Here is a 19,336-nt window from a genome sequence, read left to right as displayed (position 1 = left end):
CTGCCTTTTTTATATATTTTCATTAACTAAAAAATATCACTAGATTTTTGGGTAAGCAATTCTGTCAGATAAATAGCCAACACTGGTCGCAAAGTAATATGAGCGGTTCCAATGCATCAAAGCTTTATAATTGTCATATGCTAGATACATTCTGCCATTGATATCATCTGGCATTACAAGCGCAGCTGTAATATTGACATTTGGCAAATTTGTTCCATCAGCTTTACGTAGTCCAAGCTTTTGCCACTTAGCAAGCGAGCGCTCTGAGTCTTTCCAATAACCGAGCCACTGCTTACGCGTTTTCGTGCCTCTTTTAAGCACGTAGCTTTGATCTAACCCTTGAGGTAGCTTAACCTGACGACCCCATGTTAAATCGTCATTCCACCCAGCCTGCTTTAAATAATTTGCTATCGATGCAAATGCATCGATCTCTGTCGTCCAGATATCTTTGCGTCCGTCTTTGTTGTAGTCGACTGCGTATGCATTAAAAGAAGTGGGCATAAACTGAGTTTGCCCCATGGCACCAGCCCATGACCCTTTAAACTTGTCTAGCGAAATATGACCACTTTTTAAAATATCTAACGCGGCCCACAATTGTCGCTTATAAAGCGCTTCCCTACGGCCATCAAAAGCGAGCGTAACCAATGCACTTATCACTGAGTAGCCACCCTGAATGCGACCAAAATTACTTTCAAGCCCCCATAAAGCAACTATGAACCTAGCTTGTACACCATATTCTTGTGCAATCTTTTCTAGTTCAACTTGATGCTTTTTATATAACTTGCGCGCACGATCTATTTTCCATTGAGGCACACGCTTTGGTAAATACGTTTCTAAGGTTTCAACAACTTCTGGCTGATTCTTATCAGCTTTAATCACCTTCTTCTTGAACTTTGCAGTCGCAAATGCGGTATCGATTAATGACTGCTCGTAACCTTTATTCTGGGCTTCTTGCTTCAACTGAGCCACGTAAGAATCAAATTTCTCTTGCGTATTTGCATAGCTCGCCGTTGATAACACAATCGATGCAAGTAATAAGGAAGCTCTTTTAATCACTTTCTACTCCATTATGGGCCTTAAATTGATCCAGTAAATTCTCTTCTGGTGGTGGTATTTGTAAGTAAAAGCCATCTTCGCTTAACTTTTCCTTAACCAACACTATATCAGCAATTCCTAACTTTTCACGTTTTGATAAATCGAACATCATTACGTACTTTGGTAAACCAAACATATCCATCAAAGGCTGCGGTATCTTACTAAAATCATCTCGTTTTTCGATATAAAGATAGGTATCGGCTTTTTTTGAACTTTTATACACGGCGGTAAGCATTATACACCCATAAATTCTTGCTTATGTCTAACTGGCACTATACCATGACAGTCATTATATTTGGAAAGTTTTGCGACGCTCAAACGTATTAAATACAGGGCCAAACAATAATATTAATACAAAGTGATGTAAGGTGAACTATGTTATTAAAACTTAAAAAACCACCCTACTCTCTTTGAGCTTTCTTAAGTTCGTATAGTTATTAGAGCGCATATGTCAGATCAAATATTTGAGTTAAAAGGAAACTTATTCACCCTTTCTGTTTTACACTTGTTCTCAGTCGACATTGCACGACTTAGAAGTGAGTTAGATGAGAAGATTTCCCAAGCACCTAAATTTTTTTACGGTGCACCGATCGTTGTTAATCTTGCAGAGATCCAAGAAGTCGATATTGACTTTGTACAGCTTAAGCAAACTTTGTCGGATCTACAGTTAAATCCCGTAGGTGTTTGCAATGGAACCGAACAACAACATATTCAAGCTAAAGCAGCTAAGTATTCGGTATTAAACTATAGTAAAGATATAAAACCAGCTGTTTCAACTCAAACTTCGACTGAAGTCGTAGAAAAACCAGTGTATTTACCTGCGCAAATCGTTCAAGCGACAGTGCGCTCTGGTCAGCAAATATATGCTAAAGACCGAGATTTGATTGTATTAGGCTCCGTTAGTCATGGGGCTGAAGTCATCTCGGATGGTAATATACATATATACGGAACATTACGAGGAAGAGCAATCGCCGGAGCAAAAGGCTATGAAGAAGCAAGTATTTATTGCCAGCGCCTTGAAGCCGAGTTGGTCTCTATAAACGGCAGTTATTGGATCAGTGATTCACTACAAGGTGAACACTGGGGCAATCCTGCTCAAGTAAAACAAATTAATGATTCATTAGAAATTACCGCTTTGGTCAAAGGATAATTCAGATGGCAAAAATTATTGTCGTAACATCAGGTAAAGGTGGTGTTGGAAAAACAACGTCTAGCGCTGCAATTGGTACAGGTCTTGCCCTAAAAGGCTACAAAACTGCCATAATCGACTTTGATATTGGGTTACGTAACTTAGATTTGATCATGGGTTGTGAACGCAGAGTAGTCTATGACTTCGTTAACGTGATCAATGGTGAAGCGAACTTAAATCAAGCCCTCATCAAAGATAAACGTGTAGAAAAACTCTTTATTCTTCCAGCGTCTCAAACCAGAGATAAAGATGCGCTAACCAGAGAAGGTGTAGAAAAAGTTTTAAACGAAATGAAAGAAAGCTTTGACTATATTATTTGCGATTCACCTGCAGGTATTGAAGCTGGTGCGATGATGGCACTGTATTTTGCAGATGAAGCGATTGTCACCACCAATCCAGAAGTCTCATCCGTAAGAGACTCCGATCGTATTTTGGGCATACTACAGAGTAAATCACAGCGTGCAGAGCAAGGTTTAGCGCCCGTGAAAGAACACTTACTACTCACCCGCTACAACCCTGAACGCGTTGAAAATGGTGAAATGCTGTCTGTAGAAGATGTTCAAGATATTTTAGCTATTGACTTACTCGGTGTAATTCCTGAATCAACTGCGGTATTAAATGCGTCAAACTCGGGCCAACCCGTTGTGCTTGATAGTGAATCTGATGCAGGGCAAGCTTATAGCGATGCAATTAACCGCTTATTAGGCGAGGTGATTGACTTTAGATTCCTTGCAGTGGAAAAGAAAGGCTTACTAAAACGGATATTTGGAGGTTAATGTGTCGCTACTTGATTATTTCCGTTCAGAGAAGAAAAGCAGTGCGTCGCTTGCTAAAGAGCGTTTACAAATAATCGTTGCACATGAGCGTTCAAAACGCGGAACACCGGATTATTTGCCACAACTTAAGCAAGATATACTCAATGTTATTCGAAAGTATGTGAAAGTTGACTCAGATGCCGTCAATGTTCAGTTTGAACAAAATGAAGATGATTTAGCAGTGTTAGAACTGAATGTGACTCTTCCTGATGATGTAAAAGAAGAAAAATAATTCATATAAAGGGCGCTAACTTAATAGCGCCTTTTTTATACAAGCGTTTGCTCTGTTATACGTCCCACTGCGATAACGCACTTTTAACATAATCATAGCGCCAGTCTTGCAAAAGGTCAGGCTTAAGAGATACAGCCCTTTCCTCTGCAGTTTTCTTCCAGCTCCAACTCAACAGTTGATTGATCTGTTTTTTAGATGCAAAAACATCTGCTGGAATACAGGCGGACTCAGCAACCGATTTAATGGTATTCGATATCCCCTTAGCTGCAGTTTTATAATTTGGATAATCAATAAGTCTTAACAATTTTTCAGGACAATTTGATTCATGGATCGCTTTACCACGCTCAATACACTGAATTATTTCTTTTCCTGAGCGGTTAACTTCAGACAGTTCGATACCAGGAATATTCCGTAAACTACTCAGTGACGTTGGCCTACGTTTGGCAACTTCAACCATATTGTGTTCTTTAAGAATAAAGCTTAACGCTAGGTTTTTCTTTTGAGCCTTGGCTCTACGCCATGCTGCTAATTCCTTCAGTACGGCAAGATCTCTTGGTTTTAATTGCCATGCATTTTTTATATCTAAGTAGACGTATTCATCGGGTGTTTCGAATGCGCGTTTTGCGGCAATTAGTTGAGACTCTTGAATAACGATTTCTATAAACTTCTTTTCGGTGATTTGCGTTATTATTTTTTCAAAGCATGGTAATAAGTAGTATACGTCACTGGCGGCATAATCTAGTTGCTTTTCTGTTAACGGTCTTTGAAGCCAATTGGTCCGAGATTCGCTTTTATCTATTTCAACATCAAGTAATGTCTTAACCATACTTGCAAAACCAACACAGTTCCCTTCGCCAAGCAACTGTAATGCGAACTGTGTGTCAAACATAGGATGTGGTACAAACCCAGCAAACTTTTGAAAAACCTCAATGTCCTCCGAAGGTGAGTGCAGCACTTTTAATATTTTATCATCTTTGAGTAGTTGCCAAAATGGTTCAAAATCTAACTCACAAACAGGATCAATTAACGCTAAATTTGCCCCATCAAAAACCTGGATCAAAGCAATCTCCGGGTACAAGGTACGGCGGCGCATAAACTCAGTATCTATTGCTAGAATTTGTGATGTAGATATTGAGGATACAAACTGGTTTAACTGGACTTGTGTGGTAATTAACTGATACTGCACGTTCACTCCTAGTGACATTAGTACATAAAAAAGCCGGCTACTGCCGGCTCCTTACTCACTCTTTTAAGGCTCTACGAAGTATCTTTCCGACATTCGTTTTTGGCAGTTCTTCACGAAACTCTACCAACTTAGGAACCTTATAATTCGTAAGATTATCTCGACAATGACTAATTATATCCTTTTCTGTCAACGATGGATCCTTTTTCACAACAAATACTTTAACTTGTTCGCCACTTACTTCATGGGGTATACCAATCGCTGCGACTTCAAGCACGCCATCATGCATGGCAACCACTTCTTCAATCTCATTTGGGAAGACATTAAACCCAGATACAATGATCATATCTTTTTTTCTGTCTACGATATAGAAAAAGCCTTCATCGTCATAAGTTGCGATGTCGCCTGTTGCAAACCAACCATCCTTTAAACACTCAGCAGTTGCATCTGGCCTGTTGTAATACCCAGCCATAACTTGAGGGCCTTTTACAAGCAACTCTCCAGACTCACCTTTGCTCGCTTCTTCACCACTATCTAATACAATTTTAAGTTCTGTACTGGGAGCCGGCAAACCAATAGACCCGTTATATCCGTCTAAATCCCACGGACATATCGTCACCAACGGAGCACATTCGGTTAAGCCATATCCTTCCATCAACTTACTGTTTGTCACTTTCTGCCACTTCTCAGCTACTGGGCGCTGAACAGCCATGCCACCACCAAGTGACATTTTTAAATTTGAGAAGTCTAATTCAGCAAACCCAGGAGTATTCAACAAACCATTGAATAAGGTATTTACGCCAGTAATTGCCGTGAAATTATGTTTGGACAGCTCTTTCACAAAGCCCGGCATATCTCTTGGGTTCGTGATCAAGATATTGTGACCACCGTACTTCATAAAGGTTAAGCAATTCGCCGTTAACGCAAATATATGATAAAGCGGTAATGCAGTAATAACAACTTCTTTGCCGTTATCTAACACTTTATCTAAGCAACCAGATACTTGTTCAAGATTGCCAACCATATTGCCGTGGGTCAACATAGCGCCTTTAGATACGCCTGTTGTACCGCCCGTATATTGTAAAAATGCAAGATCGGTTAATGCGATATTTGGAACTTTATAAGAATCTGGGTTTGCTGCCATCACCTCTTTAAAGGGCACCGTTTGTGGTAAACTAAATTCAGGCACCATTTTCTTAACGCGTTTCACCACAAAGTTTACTAGGTGCTTTTTAAAGCCGCCCATCATATCGCCAATTTCCGTCAATACGATGTGTTTAACAGACGTTTTAGGTAACGCTTTTTGAAGTGTCTGAGCAAAATTAGCGAGAATAAAGATAGCTTTAGTCTCTGAGTCATTTAGCTGATGCTCTAACTCTCTCACAGTATAAAGTGGGTTTACATTTACCACAGTACACCCTGCTCGCAATACGCCTAATATTGAAATTGGGGTTTGTAATAAGTTAGGCATCATTACTGCTACTTTATCACCTTTACCTAACTTCAAAGTATTTTGAATATAACTCGCAACAGATTTAGTTGCTTCATCTACTTGTTGATAGGTCAACGTCTTACCCATATTGGTATAAGCGGGTAACGACGCAAACTCTGTAAAACTTTTATCAAACATTTCAAGCAACGAGTTGTAGTGCTCTGGGTCGATAGTTTCAGGCATCCCTTCCGGATAGCGCTTTAGCCAGATTTTTTCCACTCTTAGCTCCTGTGTTCTCTTTATTTTTTTAATACTTTACCTTAATAGAAATAAGGCGCATAAACAATTGAGCAAATACTCTAACCCGAGATATTCCCATATTTTGTATCAATATACAATCACGTTCCATTAATTGCGTTCAGGTGCGTTTCAATACTTTTAATGCACCGAGATGGGTTTTGCATGTGACAGTGATGCCCTCCCTCAACAATTTCAACCTGTAGACTGTCAAAACAGCTCTTAAATTGCTCTAAATTGGATTTGACAAATCCATAGCCTTGAGTTCCTAAAATGAGCAAACTCGGTATTTTTATTTCTTCAAAAAGCTTCATACTCTGATCTAAACTAAAGCGAAAAGCAGAGTGTGTTTTTAAGCGAGGGTCAGTTGTTAAATAGACTTTGCCTTCTGCTTCTTTACTATTTCTACTCATAAGTAATTTCGCTTCCTTTTCACCAAAATCAGAGACAGATACTCTTAATTGTACCAACGCTTCCAAGCTTGGAAAATGCTTCGTCGCCTTATCTCGAATTTGCTGCCTTTGCTTAAAAGATTGCGTAATTTGTTGTTTAATTTCTGCTTCATCAGAATACATTAAACCAATCCCTTCAATCATAGACAAGCTATTAACTCGTTGCGGATACAATGTAGTAAACAGACCACATACAAGCGAACCCAAAGAGTGCCCAACCAAATGACATTTTTCTATGTCTAGCTCATCTAAGACGTTCAGTAAGTCATAAACATAATCAATAAAATAATAATGCGCATCTTTACTTCGCCAACGTGATTGACCGTGGCCTGGTAAATCAATCATAAGCCATTTGTAACCAGGTTGCTGTAAATTAGCCATTGGCACAAAGCTATTTGAATTATCTAACCAGCCATGCAAACAAATCACCCATTGCGGTCCATTTCCATAGATTTGCGCAGCTAAACCGCACTGCGCTAAGCGGTTTATCGTATTTTTTTCATCAATGGCCATTATTGCCGTATTCTTTTTTAAAGTTATAATTTAATATCTTGCCTGACATACCAGCCATGAAACAAGTTAAATGTCATAACTAACCATTAGGCTGCGTTATGTATCACCACGGGAATCTTAAGGAAGTAATCATGAGAAATACACTACGCCTCATTACAGCAGGCGTTGCGCTATCGTGCAGCTCATCTGCACTGGCAGAACCAAAAAACATCATCTATATGATTGGTGATGGTATGGGCCCAGCCTACACAACAGCTTATCGCTATTATATGGACAACCCGAATACCAAACATGTAGACCCTACAATATTTGACGAAATTCTTGTTGGTATGGCTCATACATATCCAGAGGACGATACCGTTGTAACAGACAGTGCAGCAAGCGCTACAGCACTTAGCACAGCAAATAAAAGCTATAATGGCGCCATTGCCGTCGATACACACAAAGCGCCATTGAAAACAATGCTGGAGATTGCCAAAGAAAAAGGTATGACCACAGCTCTGGTAGCAACATCGCAAATTAATCATGCCACACCGGCGAGTTTTGCTGCTCATAATGAATCAAGACGAAATTATGATGAAATAGCTGATGACTATCTAGACAATAAAATTGCCGGTAAGTTACCTGTAGACCTCCTATTAGGGGGCGGAACACAATATTTTAAACGAGATGATCGTAACCTAGTAAAAGAGTTTCAAGAAGCTGGATATCAATACTCTGACTCGTTCACGACCCTATCAAATATGAATAAGCTCCCAGCTTTAGGATTATTTGCAGCCAAAGGGTTACCCTATGCAATTGACGAAAATCCAAAGCGGTTAGAAATTATGACCAAAAAAGCTTTATCTTTACTGGATAAAAGCAATGACAAAGGCTTTTTCGTTATGATAGAAGGAAGTCAAATAGATTGGTGTGGGCACGCTAACGACATTGCCTGCGCCATGCATGAAATGCATGACTTTGCACAATCGATTAAACTCGCCAAAGCCTATGTTGACCAGAACCCTGATACACTACTCGTGATCACCGCAGATCACTCTACAGGTGGACTAACACTGGGAGCTGATGGAAAGTATTTATGGCTACGTGACGTAGTTCAAGGCGTATCTAAATCAGCCAAAGAGCTGGCAAAATTGTTAATTAAGTCTGACGATTTAGAAAGCATATGGGTAATGCATACTAAGCTCCCTTACAATAAATCGACAGCAATAAAACTTAAGCAAGCTAAAGCAGAAGGTGTTAAAGCACTTAATATCGTGGTTAAATCGCTCATCAATAAAGCAAGTTATACAGGCTGGACGACAGGTGGACATACGGCCATTGATGTTCAAGTCTTTGCTCATGGTAATGGCTATCAAGACTTTATTGGTTCTCAAAACAATACAGACATTGCAGAAAAGTTAATTAATTATCTAAGATAGTTTATTCATTCTCGACTTTAGTCCCATAAATGCCAATAGCCTGTTCTATTGGCATTGCTTTGTAATATAAAAAACCTTGGACGCAGCCAATATTTGCTGCTTTGACGACACTTTCATCTTCTTTTGTTTCAACCCCTTCAGCAACCGTCTTGAAGCCCAATTGTGCACAAAGGTCGGCAAGATTCTTATAAAGTACAGCCGCTTTTTCATTGTCTTGATCTGGCAATAAGCTTTTATCAAACTTAATGGTGTCGATATTTAACTTAGACAGTACTGACAAGCAGGAATAACCTGTACCAAAATCATCCATAGCGCAGTGTATTTTATTGCTTTTAAGCGTATTTACTATCGACATCGTTTTACTAAAGTCTTCAATATAACTTGATTCCAAGAGTTCAACTTCAACTTGATCTGCGAATCGAGAGAATGCTTTAACCACCCGTTTATAACCACCCGAAAGTAAATTATCCGGTGATATGTTAAAACTCACTTTTGGATATTGTCCATGCTGGGCAAAAGTATCTAAATCCACTTCCAATTGGTCAATAACAAAATTATCTATTACATGTAGCAGATTATGCTCACCTAACGTTTCCAAAAACCATGGCCCTGATACACTTTTGTCTGGGTTAACCAGCCGCAACAACGCCTCAAAACCCACGATTTCTTTGTTCACTGGATTGATTTTAGGTTGATAGTATAGCGTCAATGCACCGTTATTTAGGGCATCAGTCACTTCGGTTAAAGTATGCCCTGAAATTTGTTGCTTAGCATGGTGTGTCGCAAAACTACTTTCAGCTTGATCTTCAATCATTCGACCTGCGGAGTAACGTTTCACTAGCATATCAAGAGCTTTACCAGACATGTTATTTTTCTGATGTGCGACTAAAAATGGGTAATATATAGCCACATTTGCTGTGACCAGGAATAATTGCAATAGCACTATCCAAAAACTTTCTGTCAGTATCCAAGCATTTACAAATACGGGCGTAAACCAAGGTATAGATTCTTGGGTCACAATAGGAATAAACCCATTTATCAATAATTGATAAGATACGACTGCATTAAATGCGGGTGCAATTAAAAAGGGTATTAGAATATAGGGGTTAAATACAATAGGGAGTGCGTAGAGCATCACTTCACTGATATTAAACACAGCAAGTGGTGCTGATAATTTTGCTATATGCTTTTCATGGTGCCCTTTTTTAAGCAACAAACATGCAATTATTAACCCCCAAACGCACCCTGTACCGCCCAAAATCACAAATGTACTAAAGAAATGATAGTTAATTAACTCGGGTGTGACCATAAAGCCTGAAAGGTCGCTTGAAACCAATATATGATAGGTATTATCACCATGAACCCCTAAAAACCATAATAAATGCGCACCAAGTAGTTGTAATGTAACTTTATCCTCCGCGCTAAACGCAAGCTGCTCTAGTGCCAAGTAAGACAAGACATGATCTACAGCTAGGTCTACAAATGGATATAGCAGCAGCGTAATTGTGGTAACCAACATATAGGGAAAAATGAGATTAACGTGTTTTTTGAGAAATAAGCTAATTGTGCTCACTTCGACAATCTTAAATGCTCGAGTACGCTCAAAATATGCGAGCAAATAACAACAAAAGATAGGCATAAATAAGGTATACAAAACACCAACGCGATGATCAATCCGTAGACTTTGCTCATCAACGAAAATATACCCTGTGGTTGCAACAAAACAACTTGTAACCAATATTGGGGCGGCGATGGTATGTATTTTTATATTTTTTGCTAGATGATAGCTAAATGAAATCAGAGTAAATAAAGGGAAAAGTCCCCAAACCAATTGGTTAAATTGATTTAAGTAGTCATGATCAAATCCTTTTGCCGCAATATCCAACCATTGATTTATCAGTGTAATGAGAGACGCAACGATAAAAAAAGGAATTAATGCAATATATCCTTCCCTTAACGACAACACTAGCGTGTTAGACGACACCTTAACAGCTGCTTGATTAAATCGGTTGAATGACGATCTGAACAAAACATTCCCTAGCTTTTTCTTTTAACCATACCTAACTTAGAGAATAAAACAATCTTCGAGGAATCTTTTTAAGTGAAATAATTTCAAACACCTAGGCGTAGATATTTACGCCAATTAGGGCTTCTACATCTGCTCTGCGTTCTTGATTATTTATCTCTTTGTAGGTGTTAATCGCCACATTTGTTTTAAAATCGGGCTGATCATAAATAGTAGAGCGTGTGTGTTCTTGAAAAGCTTGGGCAAGCTTAATACCCGATGGCGAGTTGCTAACTCGGGAGTTAGGCTGCGCAGCATTGCTCACCGCTTGCTCAGTAGATTTCTCCCGAACAATAGGCTTTAGTTGATATGTAAATTGGTTATTACTAACCGTTACCATTTGCATAAAGTGACGCTGCGCCAATCTAACTATATACTAAAAATACCTAATTATTCCTTACCTGGCAACTTTTTCCACGTTACTGTGTCTCTGACATAATTTGGCTGTGCATCACAAGCATCAACTGTTTCACCATTTGCAAAAGCACGTTCCGCAATTTTTAACATGTAAAATGCATCAGGCAGTACCGCGCCTTCTAATACAGTTAAATTGTTATCAGAAGCAGCTTTTGGATACGTGACCCACGCAGTACCTACCGCGCTATTAACGTTGATATTAGCTAGACTTTCTGGTGCACATACCATTTCTTCGTGACTCTCCTGTGCTAAACCATCGTCTCCGCGCACATAAGCGCCGACATAGACTTCTCCCATTCTCGCGTCTATTCCGGCCAATACGCCTGTAACACCATGTTCGTCAATAGCTTGTTGCGCCATAGTTTGCAGCGTTGAGATCCCTACTAATTTCAATCCCTGCGAATATGCCAGCCCTTGTGCAATCGCCACTCCGATCCTTACTCCCGTAAAGCTACCTGGGCCTTTACCAAACGCGATGCCATCTAAGTCCTGCAATGTGCAGTTGGCATCATTAAGCATGGCTTCTATTTGCGGCAGTATTTTTTGGCTATGCTGTTGAGGGCACTCCTCAAAAAAGCGAAATGTTTTACCGTTATAATTAAGAGCGATACTTAGCGCTTCAGTAGAAGCATCAATGGCCAAAAGGTTATACGTCATATTATTCTATATTCTCTAAGAATTGAGTTGCCGCTTGTAAATTGCGTGTTCGTCGCATATTTGGCAAGCTTTTTAAAAATGTTTCACCGTATTTTCGCGTAACTAAACGATTATCGCAAATAACAAGTACACCTTTGTCGCTTTTATCTCGAATTAACCGCCCTACACCTTGTTTAAGACTGATCACCGCTTGAGGTAATTGAACCGCTTCAAAAGGCTCTTTTCCTAACATTTCTGCATCTTTCATCCTAGCTTGTAATAAAGGATCATCCGGTGAGGCAAAAGGGAGCTTATCAATTAAAACACAACTTAAAGTATCTCCACGTACATCGACTCCTTCCCAAAAAGATGCAGTTCCCATCAATACCGCATTTCCATTACGTACGAACTGCTCCAAGATGATCCGTTTAGATGATTGGCCTTGCATAAAAATAGGATATTCGGTGGCCGTATTCAGCCCTTCATATACCAAGTGCATGACACGGTAGCTTGTAAATAACAAAAAAGTCCTACCCTTTGCTGCATTTATTAACTGTTTTGCTATTTTAACGAGCATATGGGGCATCCCATCATCCCTACTTTCAGGCAAATAACGCGGCATACACAATAAGGCTTGGTTTTGATAATCAAATGGGCTATCTACAATGCTTTCATGAGTAGGAGATAAACCCAAACTCGCGGTAAAGTGCCCTAAAGAATGATCAACTGACAGTGTTGCAGATGTAAATACAAAACTTGCACTGGTTTTAGATACAATCTCTTTGAACTTACTAGACACATCTAGTGGTGTTATATGAATAGTGATAAAGCGCCGTGTTGTTTCATACCAATAACTATACCCTGTTTGAGACACATCAAAGGCACGCTCTAACTGATTTTTAAACTTTATAACCCGTTCAAACGGGTGTTCTATTTTATCAGTCCTATCTAAACACAGCTTTAAAACTTGATACAAAAAGTCCATATCACTAATAACCCGATGCAATGCATCACAAATAGCTTTGTTTGACAGGGCCTCCCGCCAGTCACCGCGTCCCCCATCATTACCAAACGCAATACGGAGATCGGCTACCGTCGTCTCTAATTTATTAAGTGTCTTACCCAATTGGAGCATATCAGGAATGTCAGAACGATAAATTAAACGGATATCGTTAATAAGTCCGGTTAATTGCTTTGTACTGATTGACTCTCCAAAATAGTCACTTGCTATTTCAGGGAGTTGGTGAGCCTCATCGAATATATAACAATCGCTATTTGGCATCAATTCAGCAAACCCTTGCTCTTTCACCGCCATGTCTGCAAAAAACAAATGATGGTTAATAACCACTAAATCTGAGTCTGTGGCTTCTATACGTGCTTTTCTTATATAACATTCTTGGAAGTCAGGGCACTCTTTACCTAAACAATTATCAGCAGTAGAGTTAACATAGGGAAGTACTTTTGCGTCTTCTTCTATTCCAACGCAGTCTGCTAAATCACCGGTATTTGTCTCCGCAGCAAACTTTGCCACCATGGCGAGTTGATGCATTACATCAGGATCATCGGTAGGCACATTAGTGACGTGTTCATTGAGACGGTAGCTGCACAAGTAGTTAGCCCGACCTTTTAACAACGCTACCTTTTTGCCAACTTTCAGAGCCTTTTGTAGCACAGGTAAATCACGATGAAATAATTGTTCTTGAAGCGCCTTCGACCCTGTTGAAATTATGCACTTATGTTTACTCAACAATGCAGGCGCTAAGTATGCAAATGTTTTCCCAGTACCAGTTCCTGCTTCAACGACACATTGTCCACGAGTTTCCATCGTGTCAGAAATTGACTGAGCCATATCGATTTGTGCTTTACGAGGCTTATAGCCTGAAAGTTGCAAAGCAAGTGGCCCTTGCTCTGAAAATACCTGTTGAATAGACAATTTAGTTGTACTGCTTGGAAATTTTCGATGATTGTACGAAGAGTTAGCGCATAGAGCAAGTAACCTCTATACGCCAATATTATGATGCAGCCTAAACTGCAAACTTACTTAATGCAGTTTCAAGGCTTTCTACATTATCAGACAGCGCATTCGCAGCACTTTGTGCAGCCTCTGAGTTAGAAACAGCTTCAGTCGCTATAGTATTAATGTCTGTAATGTCTTGACTGATCTCCTTCGTCACTGCGGCTTGCTCTTCTGCCGATGCAGCAACAGAATCAATCATTCTATTAACAGTTTGTGCTTGACTAACAATATCTTCAAGCGCAGCTAAAGCCTCTTCACTTAACGACACTCCTTTATCAACGACTTCGGTACTTTGTGCCATTCTTGATACCGCAATATCGGTCTCTTGCTGAATTGCACTTATTGACTCTGCGACTTCTTGTGTCGCTGTTGCGGTTCGACTAGCAAGCCCCCTAACTTCATCAGCCACCACGGCAAAGCCTCGCCCTTGTTCTCCAGCTCTGGCAGCCTCAATCGCCGCATTAAGGGCTAATAAATTAGTTTGTTCAGCGATTTCATTGATCACCTTTATGATCTCTCCAATTTGCTTACCACGTTGCCCCAAATTACCGACCGAATCCGATAAGTCTTCAATGGTGGACGACACATCTCGAATACTCATCACCATTTCATTAACAATTTTTCCGCCATGACTTGCGCTACTACCTGCTTGATTTGCAATATCTGCTGCGTCGACACTCTGGTGAGCCACTTCAGCAATAGAGCTACTCATTTGCGCTGCGGCTGTGGAAATTTGATCCGCTTTTAATTGCTGCTTATTGATCCCTTTCGCAACTTGCTCATTAACTTTGCCAAGTGTGGCACTACTATCGCCAACTTCGCTCGTTACTGACTTTATTTGTCCAACGAGCGTAGTTAATGACGTTTGCATATCATTGATAGATGACGATAACGCACTGATCTCATCTCCATGACTAGTTTCAAGTGGTTGAATATCCAATCGCCCTTGGGCAATATTGCCCGCTTGTACTGCCACCAATTTTAACCTCTGCGAGATTGAAAGACCTAAACGCCACGCAATGAATACCGAGATAACTATCGCCACCAGCGTAATGACGATTAATATGGTATTTAGAAAATCAAGTTGTGCCTGAATTTCAGTCATAGCTAGAGATGTGTCATCACGTTCTTCGTTAGCACCTGCCTCTAACATATCCTCTAACTTCGAAATATACCGTTTTTCCAACTCAACTAACGTAACTAGCTTTTCATTAAACGGTAATGACGAACCAATAATTTTTGTCTCGGCAACCTGTATTAAATCGTCAATTAAACGTTTTATTTGAGCCATAACCCGTCGGTCTTCGGCCTTTTTAGATTCCAACTTATATAATTGTTCGTAGTAATCTAATAGCTCATTCTTATCATCATAGTAGCTTTGCGTTGCCCCTTCTATATCATTAACAATTGCATATAAAGCAGTATTGACATCACCTAGTTCATCAATCAGTTGCATATAGACAAATGCTCCGGGTACATCGTCACTGGCTACTTCTTGGGTAACATGAGAAATCTCAATTTCTTTATAAATTACAAAGACTGAGGTGCTCGAAAGTAAAATCAACACGGCAAAAAATGCAGCGTATAACTTTTGGACAATGGTAAAGTTCATATATACAACCCTGAATAGACTACATTTCCACCGTGTAAATATCATACAGGTAGACTAATAAAAAACTTAATTAAATTAGTGGATTGGGAAGGATTATATATTGAAGACGCACAAAAATACAACTTTTATATTAGTACAAAAGCACTAAGCCCATATATCTAGGTGTTTGTCACTTTCATCTGTTTTATTGTTGCCATTTTGTTTATTTTCTGGTTCATTTGACCGTTTCTTTTTTTCAATATCCTCACGCTTTGCGCGCTCAAGTTTTATTCTATCAACCGCACTTTCTTGTACACCTGCAATATAAAATAAAGGCTTGTGATGAACCTCAAGCCTGACGATATTAAACTGTGGTTTTAACGCATCCATATGCATTTCTCCCCAACAACATGTTCTTATACGTTATTATCGGCCGTTATAAGATATTCTAAAGTTCATATAAAAAAAGCTTGCACTGCATTCTGATAATATGTTTATCTATATACGTAATCAAATACTAACCAAGAGTTAACAATGTTCAATACTATGACAGCTTTACATCACCATCATCATTCATCGGGATAACCTGTCAGGTATTTCGCTGGTGGGTTATTCCTAAAAGGAACCTCCGGCGAGCAAAATTCATAGCTTATTTTCGCCCTGAGGTTCCCTCGGGGTTTTTAGTTTTTATACTTATGGAAAATAAATTATGAACAACACAAATAGACTACGTATCGCAATTCAAAAATCTGGCCGTTTATCAAAAGACTGCCAAGACCTATTAAAACAAATCGGTGTTAAGCTTAATCTACGTGAACAACGTTTGATCGCACATTCTACCAATATGCCAATTGATGTACTGCGTGTACGTGATGACGATATTCCGGGTTTGGTTATGGATGGCGTATGTGACTTGGGGATCGTTGGTGAAAATGTCCTAGTGGAGTCTCAAGCCGAAAGACAAAATCTGCAACAAAGTGCCGATGTCATCAAGCTATCTAAGTTGGACTTTGGCTATTGCCGCTTAGCACTCGCTTGGCCGCAAGAGCTCGGTGAACAGTCAAAGGACTGGTTTGAAGGTAAAAGAATCGCAACAACATACCCAGAGATTTTAAAGCAGTACTTAAAGCGTGAAAATATCAGCGCCAGTGCCGTCATGTTAACTGGCTCAGTAGAAGTTGCCCCCAGAGCTGGCTTAGCTGATGCAATCTGTGACCTTGTATCAACCGGTGCCACCTTAGAAGCCAATGGATTAATGCAAGGAGAAACAATTCTAGAGTCAAACGCTTGTCTTATTCAAAACCCAGCCCTGCAAGACCCAGAAAAGCTAGCCTTAATTGAAAAGCTTATGCCTCGTTTAAAAGGGGTAAAACAAGCAAAAGAAAGCAAATATATCATGCTGCATGCACCAAAGAGCAAACTGGACGAAGTCTGTGCGCTGCTGCCCGGCACAGGCCAGCCGACACTGCTCGCTTTGGCTGGCAGTGACGAATATGTTGCCCTGCACATGGTCAGTAGTGAAACCCTTTTCTGGGAAACAATGGAAGAACTAAAAACACTCGGTGCGAATTCAATCCTAGTTATGCCAATCGAAAAAATGATGGAGTAATAACGTGATCCGTTGGAACGAATTGACGTCACAGCAACAGCAAGGCGCACTTATGCGCCCTGCTCTATCAGCCAGTATAAATGTTGAAGCCGCTGTCAACGACATAATCGAACAAGTAAAATCAAATGGTGATAGCGCGCTTATTACATTCGCTGAAAAATTTGATAAGCGAAATAACGTAAGGCTGCGTGTACCTCAAGAAGAGATTAATAATAGTGCTCAGGCGTTAAACGCAGAATTAAAAGCAGCGATTGAAACGGCATATAGCAACATTAAAGCTTTTCACCAAGCGCAATTGCCAAACAACACGTCGTTAGAGACAACGCCTGGGGTACTTTGCGAATTGCGCTACCAAGCTATTGATGCTGTTGGGCTGTATGTACCTGGTGGAAGTGCGCCTTTACCTTCATCAGTGTTGATGCAAGGTGTCTGTGCACAACTCAGCGGTGCAACTACTATTGTACTTGCCACACCTGTTAATGGTGACAAGAAAATTGACCCTGCAATACTTTATGCTGCTAAGTTATGTGGGATCACAACAGTAATTGAAAGTGGCGGTGCAGGTGCCATCGCAGCGATGGCGTTTGGCACAGACACAGTGCCGAAAGTAAGCAAAGTTTTTGGCCCAGGTAATAGCTACGTCACAATGGCAAAACAAATATTGAGCCAAAGCCAACCAGGATTTGCAATTGATATGCCCGCTGGACCATCTGAAGTATTGGTGATTGCAGACGAACGTGCAAACCCCGAGTTTATTGCGGCCGATTTATTATCACAAGCAGAGCATGGTCGTGACTCTCAGGTAATTTTGTTATGCACCAACACACTCACCATTGAAAAAACACAGCAAGCCATCGAAGCGCAATTAGCGTTGCTACCTCGTGCAGATATCGCGCGAGCTGCAATGCAAAACAGTAGTCTCATTTTGGTAGAGTCAATTGAGCAAGCCTTTGCCGTTTCGGCTGAATATGGACCAGAACATTTAATACTGCAACTTAGGGAACCTGAGCAGTATTTACCGTTAGTGAATAACGCAGGGTCAGTGTTTGTTGGTGACTATACACCAGAATCGGCTGGAGATTATGCCTCAGGTACCAACCATGTATTGCCTACTTATGGTTACAGTAAAGTATATTCTAGCTTAAATCTATTAGATTTTTTTAGAACCTACACAGTTCAAACAATATCAAAACAAGGGCTTAAAGCGTTAAGCTCAGCTATATTGCCACTTGCTGAGGCAGAAGGATTAGACGCTCACGCCTACGCAGTTAAAGTAAGACTGGAGCAATTAAACAATGACTAATAAACCAGCACAAGACACGCTGTTACCCGGCAATATTGAAGCACTAACAGCCTATAGTTCTGCAAAAAGTGAAAAAGTATCAGGTAATATATGGCTCAATGCCAATGAAAGCCCTTATGTGAAAGACGTAAATATTATACTGAGTGACTTAAATAGGTATCCCGATCCACAACCTGCAGCGGTTATAGATGCATACGCAGATTATGCGGGCGTAAGTTCAGAACAAGTCATTATGACCCGGGGAGCAGACGAAGGCATCGACCTATTGGTGCGGACCTATTGTGAGCCTGCATCAGACAATATTGCACTATTTTTGCCAACTTATGGCATGTATAAAGTAACCGCTGACACACATAATGTTGCTGTTAATGACCTATCACAAGAGTTATTGCTCAGTGGCACTGTCGAAGACATTATTAAAGCAGTATCAGGCAGTAAATTGGTTTTCATCTGCAATCCGAATAACCCGACAGGCAGTATCACGCCAGTTGAAAAAATTGCTCAAATCACAAAAGCATTAACAGGTAAAGCCATCGTTGTTGTTGATGAAGCCTACATAGAGTTCTCAGAGTCTAATTCATGCGCTCTACTACTTAAAGACTTCGATAACCTTGTTATTTTACGTACGCTATCTAAGGCATTTGCACTGGCGGGCTTGCGCACTGGATTCATGCTGGGTGATCAATCACTCCTAGCACCTATTCGAAAAGTCATAGCGCCCTACCCTGTATCAACCGTGGTTGCACAAATCGCCGAAAAGGCCTTAAGCAGTGATGCAATTACCCAGATGCGTCGCCAAGTAACCATTTTGAACAAAGCCAAACTAACGCTTGTACGCTGGTTAGAACAGTCACCCGCTGTCAACAACATACTCAGTGGTGAAGGTAACTTTGTGACATTACAACTTAAAGACAAAGGCTGTTTATCTTTCGCGGCACAAATGGGGTTAGTAATGAGACCTTTTAATTTATATGGCCAAGATAACTGGCTGCGTATATCAATTGGTAACGAACAAGACTTAAAATCCGTTAAAGATTGGCTAGACGTCATCTCGGCGCAAGTGTAAGGA

General features: G+C 40.2%; 18 protein-coding genes. 7 read left to right on the top strand and 11 right to left on the bottom strand.

The annotated features are described in order from the left end of the window. Positions 1-39 precede the first annotated feature (39 nt). Positions 40-1,056, bottom strand: coding sequence for a lytic murein transglycosylase (locus tag PCIT_RS20790; protein WP_010361937.1), 1,017 nt, complete (start codon positions 1,054-1,056; stop codon positions 40-42). Further along, on the bottom strand, positions 1,049-1,330 hold the full coding sequence (locus tag PCIT_RS20785) for a YcgL domain-containing protein (RefSeq protein WP_010361936.1): 282 nt from the start codon (positions 1,328-1,330) through the stop codon (positions 1,049-1,051). The genes PCIT_RS20790 and PCIT_RS20785 overlap by 8 nt, the downstream gene beginning before the upstream one ends. Before the next feature lie 213 nt (positions 1,331-1,543). On the opposite strand from PCIT_RS20785, the gene minC reads away from it, so the two are divergent. From minC to minE, 3 genes are read left to right on the top strand one after another with little or no spacing between them, the layout of a single operon-like run. After that, positions 1,544-2,245 carry a septum site-determining protein MinC gene (gene minC / locus PCIT_RS20780; protein WP_010361935.1) on the top strand — a complete coding sequence of 234 codons (702 nt, stop codon included), beginning with the start codon at positions 1,544-1,546 and terminating at the stop codon, positions 2,243-2,245. 5 nt (positions 2,246-2,250) lie between these two features. Continuing rightward, positions 2,251-3,060 (top strand): septum site-determining protein MinD, encoded by an 810-nt coding sequence (gene minD / locus PCIT_RS20775; protein WP_010361934.1) that lies wholly within the window; start codon positions 2,251-2,253, stop codon positions 3,058-3,060. A 1-nt stretch (position 3,061) separates the two neighbouring features. Then, entirely contained in the window at positions 3,062-3,331 is a 270-nt protein-coding gene (minE, locus tag PCIT_RS20770) for a cell division topological specificity factor MinE (protein ID WP_010361933.1), read from the top strand. Between the two features lie 55 nt (positions 3,332-3,386). Here minE and rnd read toward each other — a convergent pair whose 3' ends face one another. From rnd to PCIT_RS20755, 3 genes are all read right to left on the bottom strand, one after another. Further along, entirely contained in the window at positions 3,387-4,517 is a 1,131-nt protein-coding gene (rnd, locus tag PCIT_RS20765) for a ribonuclease D (protein WP_010361932.1), read from the bottom strand. Positions 4,518-4,572: 55 nt separating this feature from the next. Beyond that, a complete protein-coding gene (gene fadD / locus PCIT_RS20760) occupies positions 4,573-6,225 on the bottom strand; it encodes a long-chain-fatty-acid--CoA ligase FadD (RefSeq protein WP_010361931.1) in 1,653 nt (550 codons plus the stop codon). Positions 6,226-6,344: 119 nt separating this feature from the next. Beyond that, positions 6,345-7,208, bottom strand: coding sequence for an alpha/beta fold hydrolase (locus PCIT_RS20755; RefSeq protein ID WP_010361929.1), 864 nt, complete (start codon positions 7,206-7,208; stop codon positions 6,345-6,347). Between the two features lie 131 nt (positions 7,209-7,339). Here PCIT_RS20755 and PCIT_RS20750 point away from each other — a divergent pair, with 131 nt between their 5' ends. Further along, positions 7,340-8,629 (top strand): alkaline phosphatase, encoded by a 1,290-nt coding sequence (locus PCIT_RS20750; protein WP_010361928.1) that lies wholly within the window; start codon positions 7,340-7,342, stop codon positions 8,627-8,629. Position 8,630: 1 nt separating this feature from the next. Here the strand turns inward: PCIT_RS20750 and PCIT_RS20745 are convergent, their stop codons facing one another. From PCIT_RS20745 to PCIT_RS20720, 6 genes are all read right to left on the bottom strand, one after another. Further along, a complete protein-coding gene (locus PCIT_RS20745; protein ID WP_040696368.1) occupies positions 8,631-10,658 on the bottom strand; it encodes an EAL domain-containing protein in 2,028 nt (675 codons plus the stop codon). Positions 10,659-10,749: 91 nt separating this feature from the next. After that, a complete protein-coding gene (locus tag PCIT_RS20740) occupies positions 10,750-11,040 on the bottom strand; it encodes a hypothetical protein (RefSeq protein ID WP_021032190.1) in 291 nt (96 codons plus the stop codon). A 44-nt stretch (positions 11,041-11,084) separates the two neighbouring features. Beyond that, on the bottom strand, positions 11,085-11,768 hold the full coding sequence (gene tsaB, locus PCIT_RS20735; RefSeq protein ID WP_010361925.1) for a tRNA (adenosine(37)-N6)-threonylcarbamoyltransferase complex dimerization subunit type 1 TsaB: 684 nt from the start codon (positions 11,766-11,768) through the stop codon (positions 11,085-11,087). Between the two features lies 1 nt (position 11,769). Beyond that, a complete protein-coding gene (locus PCIT_RS20730; protein ID WP_010361924.1) occupies positions 11,770-13,680 on the bottom strand; it encodes a DNA repair helicase YoaA in 1,911 nt (636 codons plus the stop codon). A 91-nt stretch (positions 13,681-13,771) separates the two neighbouring features. After that, the gene (locus PCIT_RS20725; protein ID WP_010361923.1) at positions 13,772-15,376 is read right to left on the bottom strand and encodes a methyl-accepting chemotaxis protein; all 1,605 of its coding nucleotides are present in this window, start codon (positions 15,374-15,376) and stop codon (positions 13,772-13,774) included. Between the two features lie 144 nt (positions 15,377-15,520). Continuing rightward, positions 15,521-15,745 carry a hypothetical protein gene (locus PCIT_RS20720; RefSeq protein ID WP_010361922.1) on the bottom strand — a complete coding sequence of 75 codons (225 nt, stop codon included), beginning with the start codon at positions 15,743-15,745 and terminating at the stop codon, positions 15,521-15,523. Positions 15,746-16,064: 319 nt separating this feature from the next. Between PCIT_RS20720 and hisG the strand changes: the two genes are divergently transcribed. The 3 genes from hisG to hisC are packed head-to-tail and all read left to right on the top strand — an operon-like array spanning position 16,065 to position 19,333. Beyond that, positions 16,065-16,964 carry an ATP phosphoribosyltransferase gene (gene hisG, locus PCIT_RS20715; protein WP_010361921.1) on the top strand — a complete coding sequence of 300 codons (900 nt, stop codon included), beginning with the start codon at positions 16,065-16,067 and terminating at the stop codon, positions 16,962-16,964. Between the two features lie 4 nt (positions 16,965-16,968). Then, positions 16,969-18,267: a histidinol dehydrogenase gene (hisD, locus tag PCIT_RS20710; RefSeq protein ID WP_010361920.1), complete on the top strand. Its 1,299-nt coding sequence runs from the start codon at positions 16,969-16,971 to the stop codon at positions 18,265-18,267. Beyond that, positions 18,260-19,333 (top strand): histidinol-phosphate transaminase, encoded by a 1,074-nt coding sequence (gene hisC / locus PCIT_RS20705; protein ID WP_010361919.1) that lies wholly within the window; start codon positions 18,260-18,262, stop codon positions 19,331-19,333. Before hisD ends, hisC begins: the two co-directional genes overlap by 8 nt. Positions 19,334-19,336 lie beyond the last annotated feature (3 nt).

This window comes from Pseudoalteromonas citrea (assembly GCF_000238375.3).
In the GTDB taxonomy this organism is placed as follows: domain Bacteria; phylum Pseudomonadota; class Gammaproteobacteria; order Enterobacterales; family Alteromonadaceae; genus Pseudoalteromonas; species Pseudoalteromonas citrea.
The sequence above is the reverse complement of the archived record's forward strand: the minus strand, read 5'-3'. Positions and strand labels throughout refer to the sequence as shown.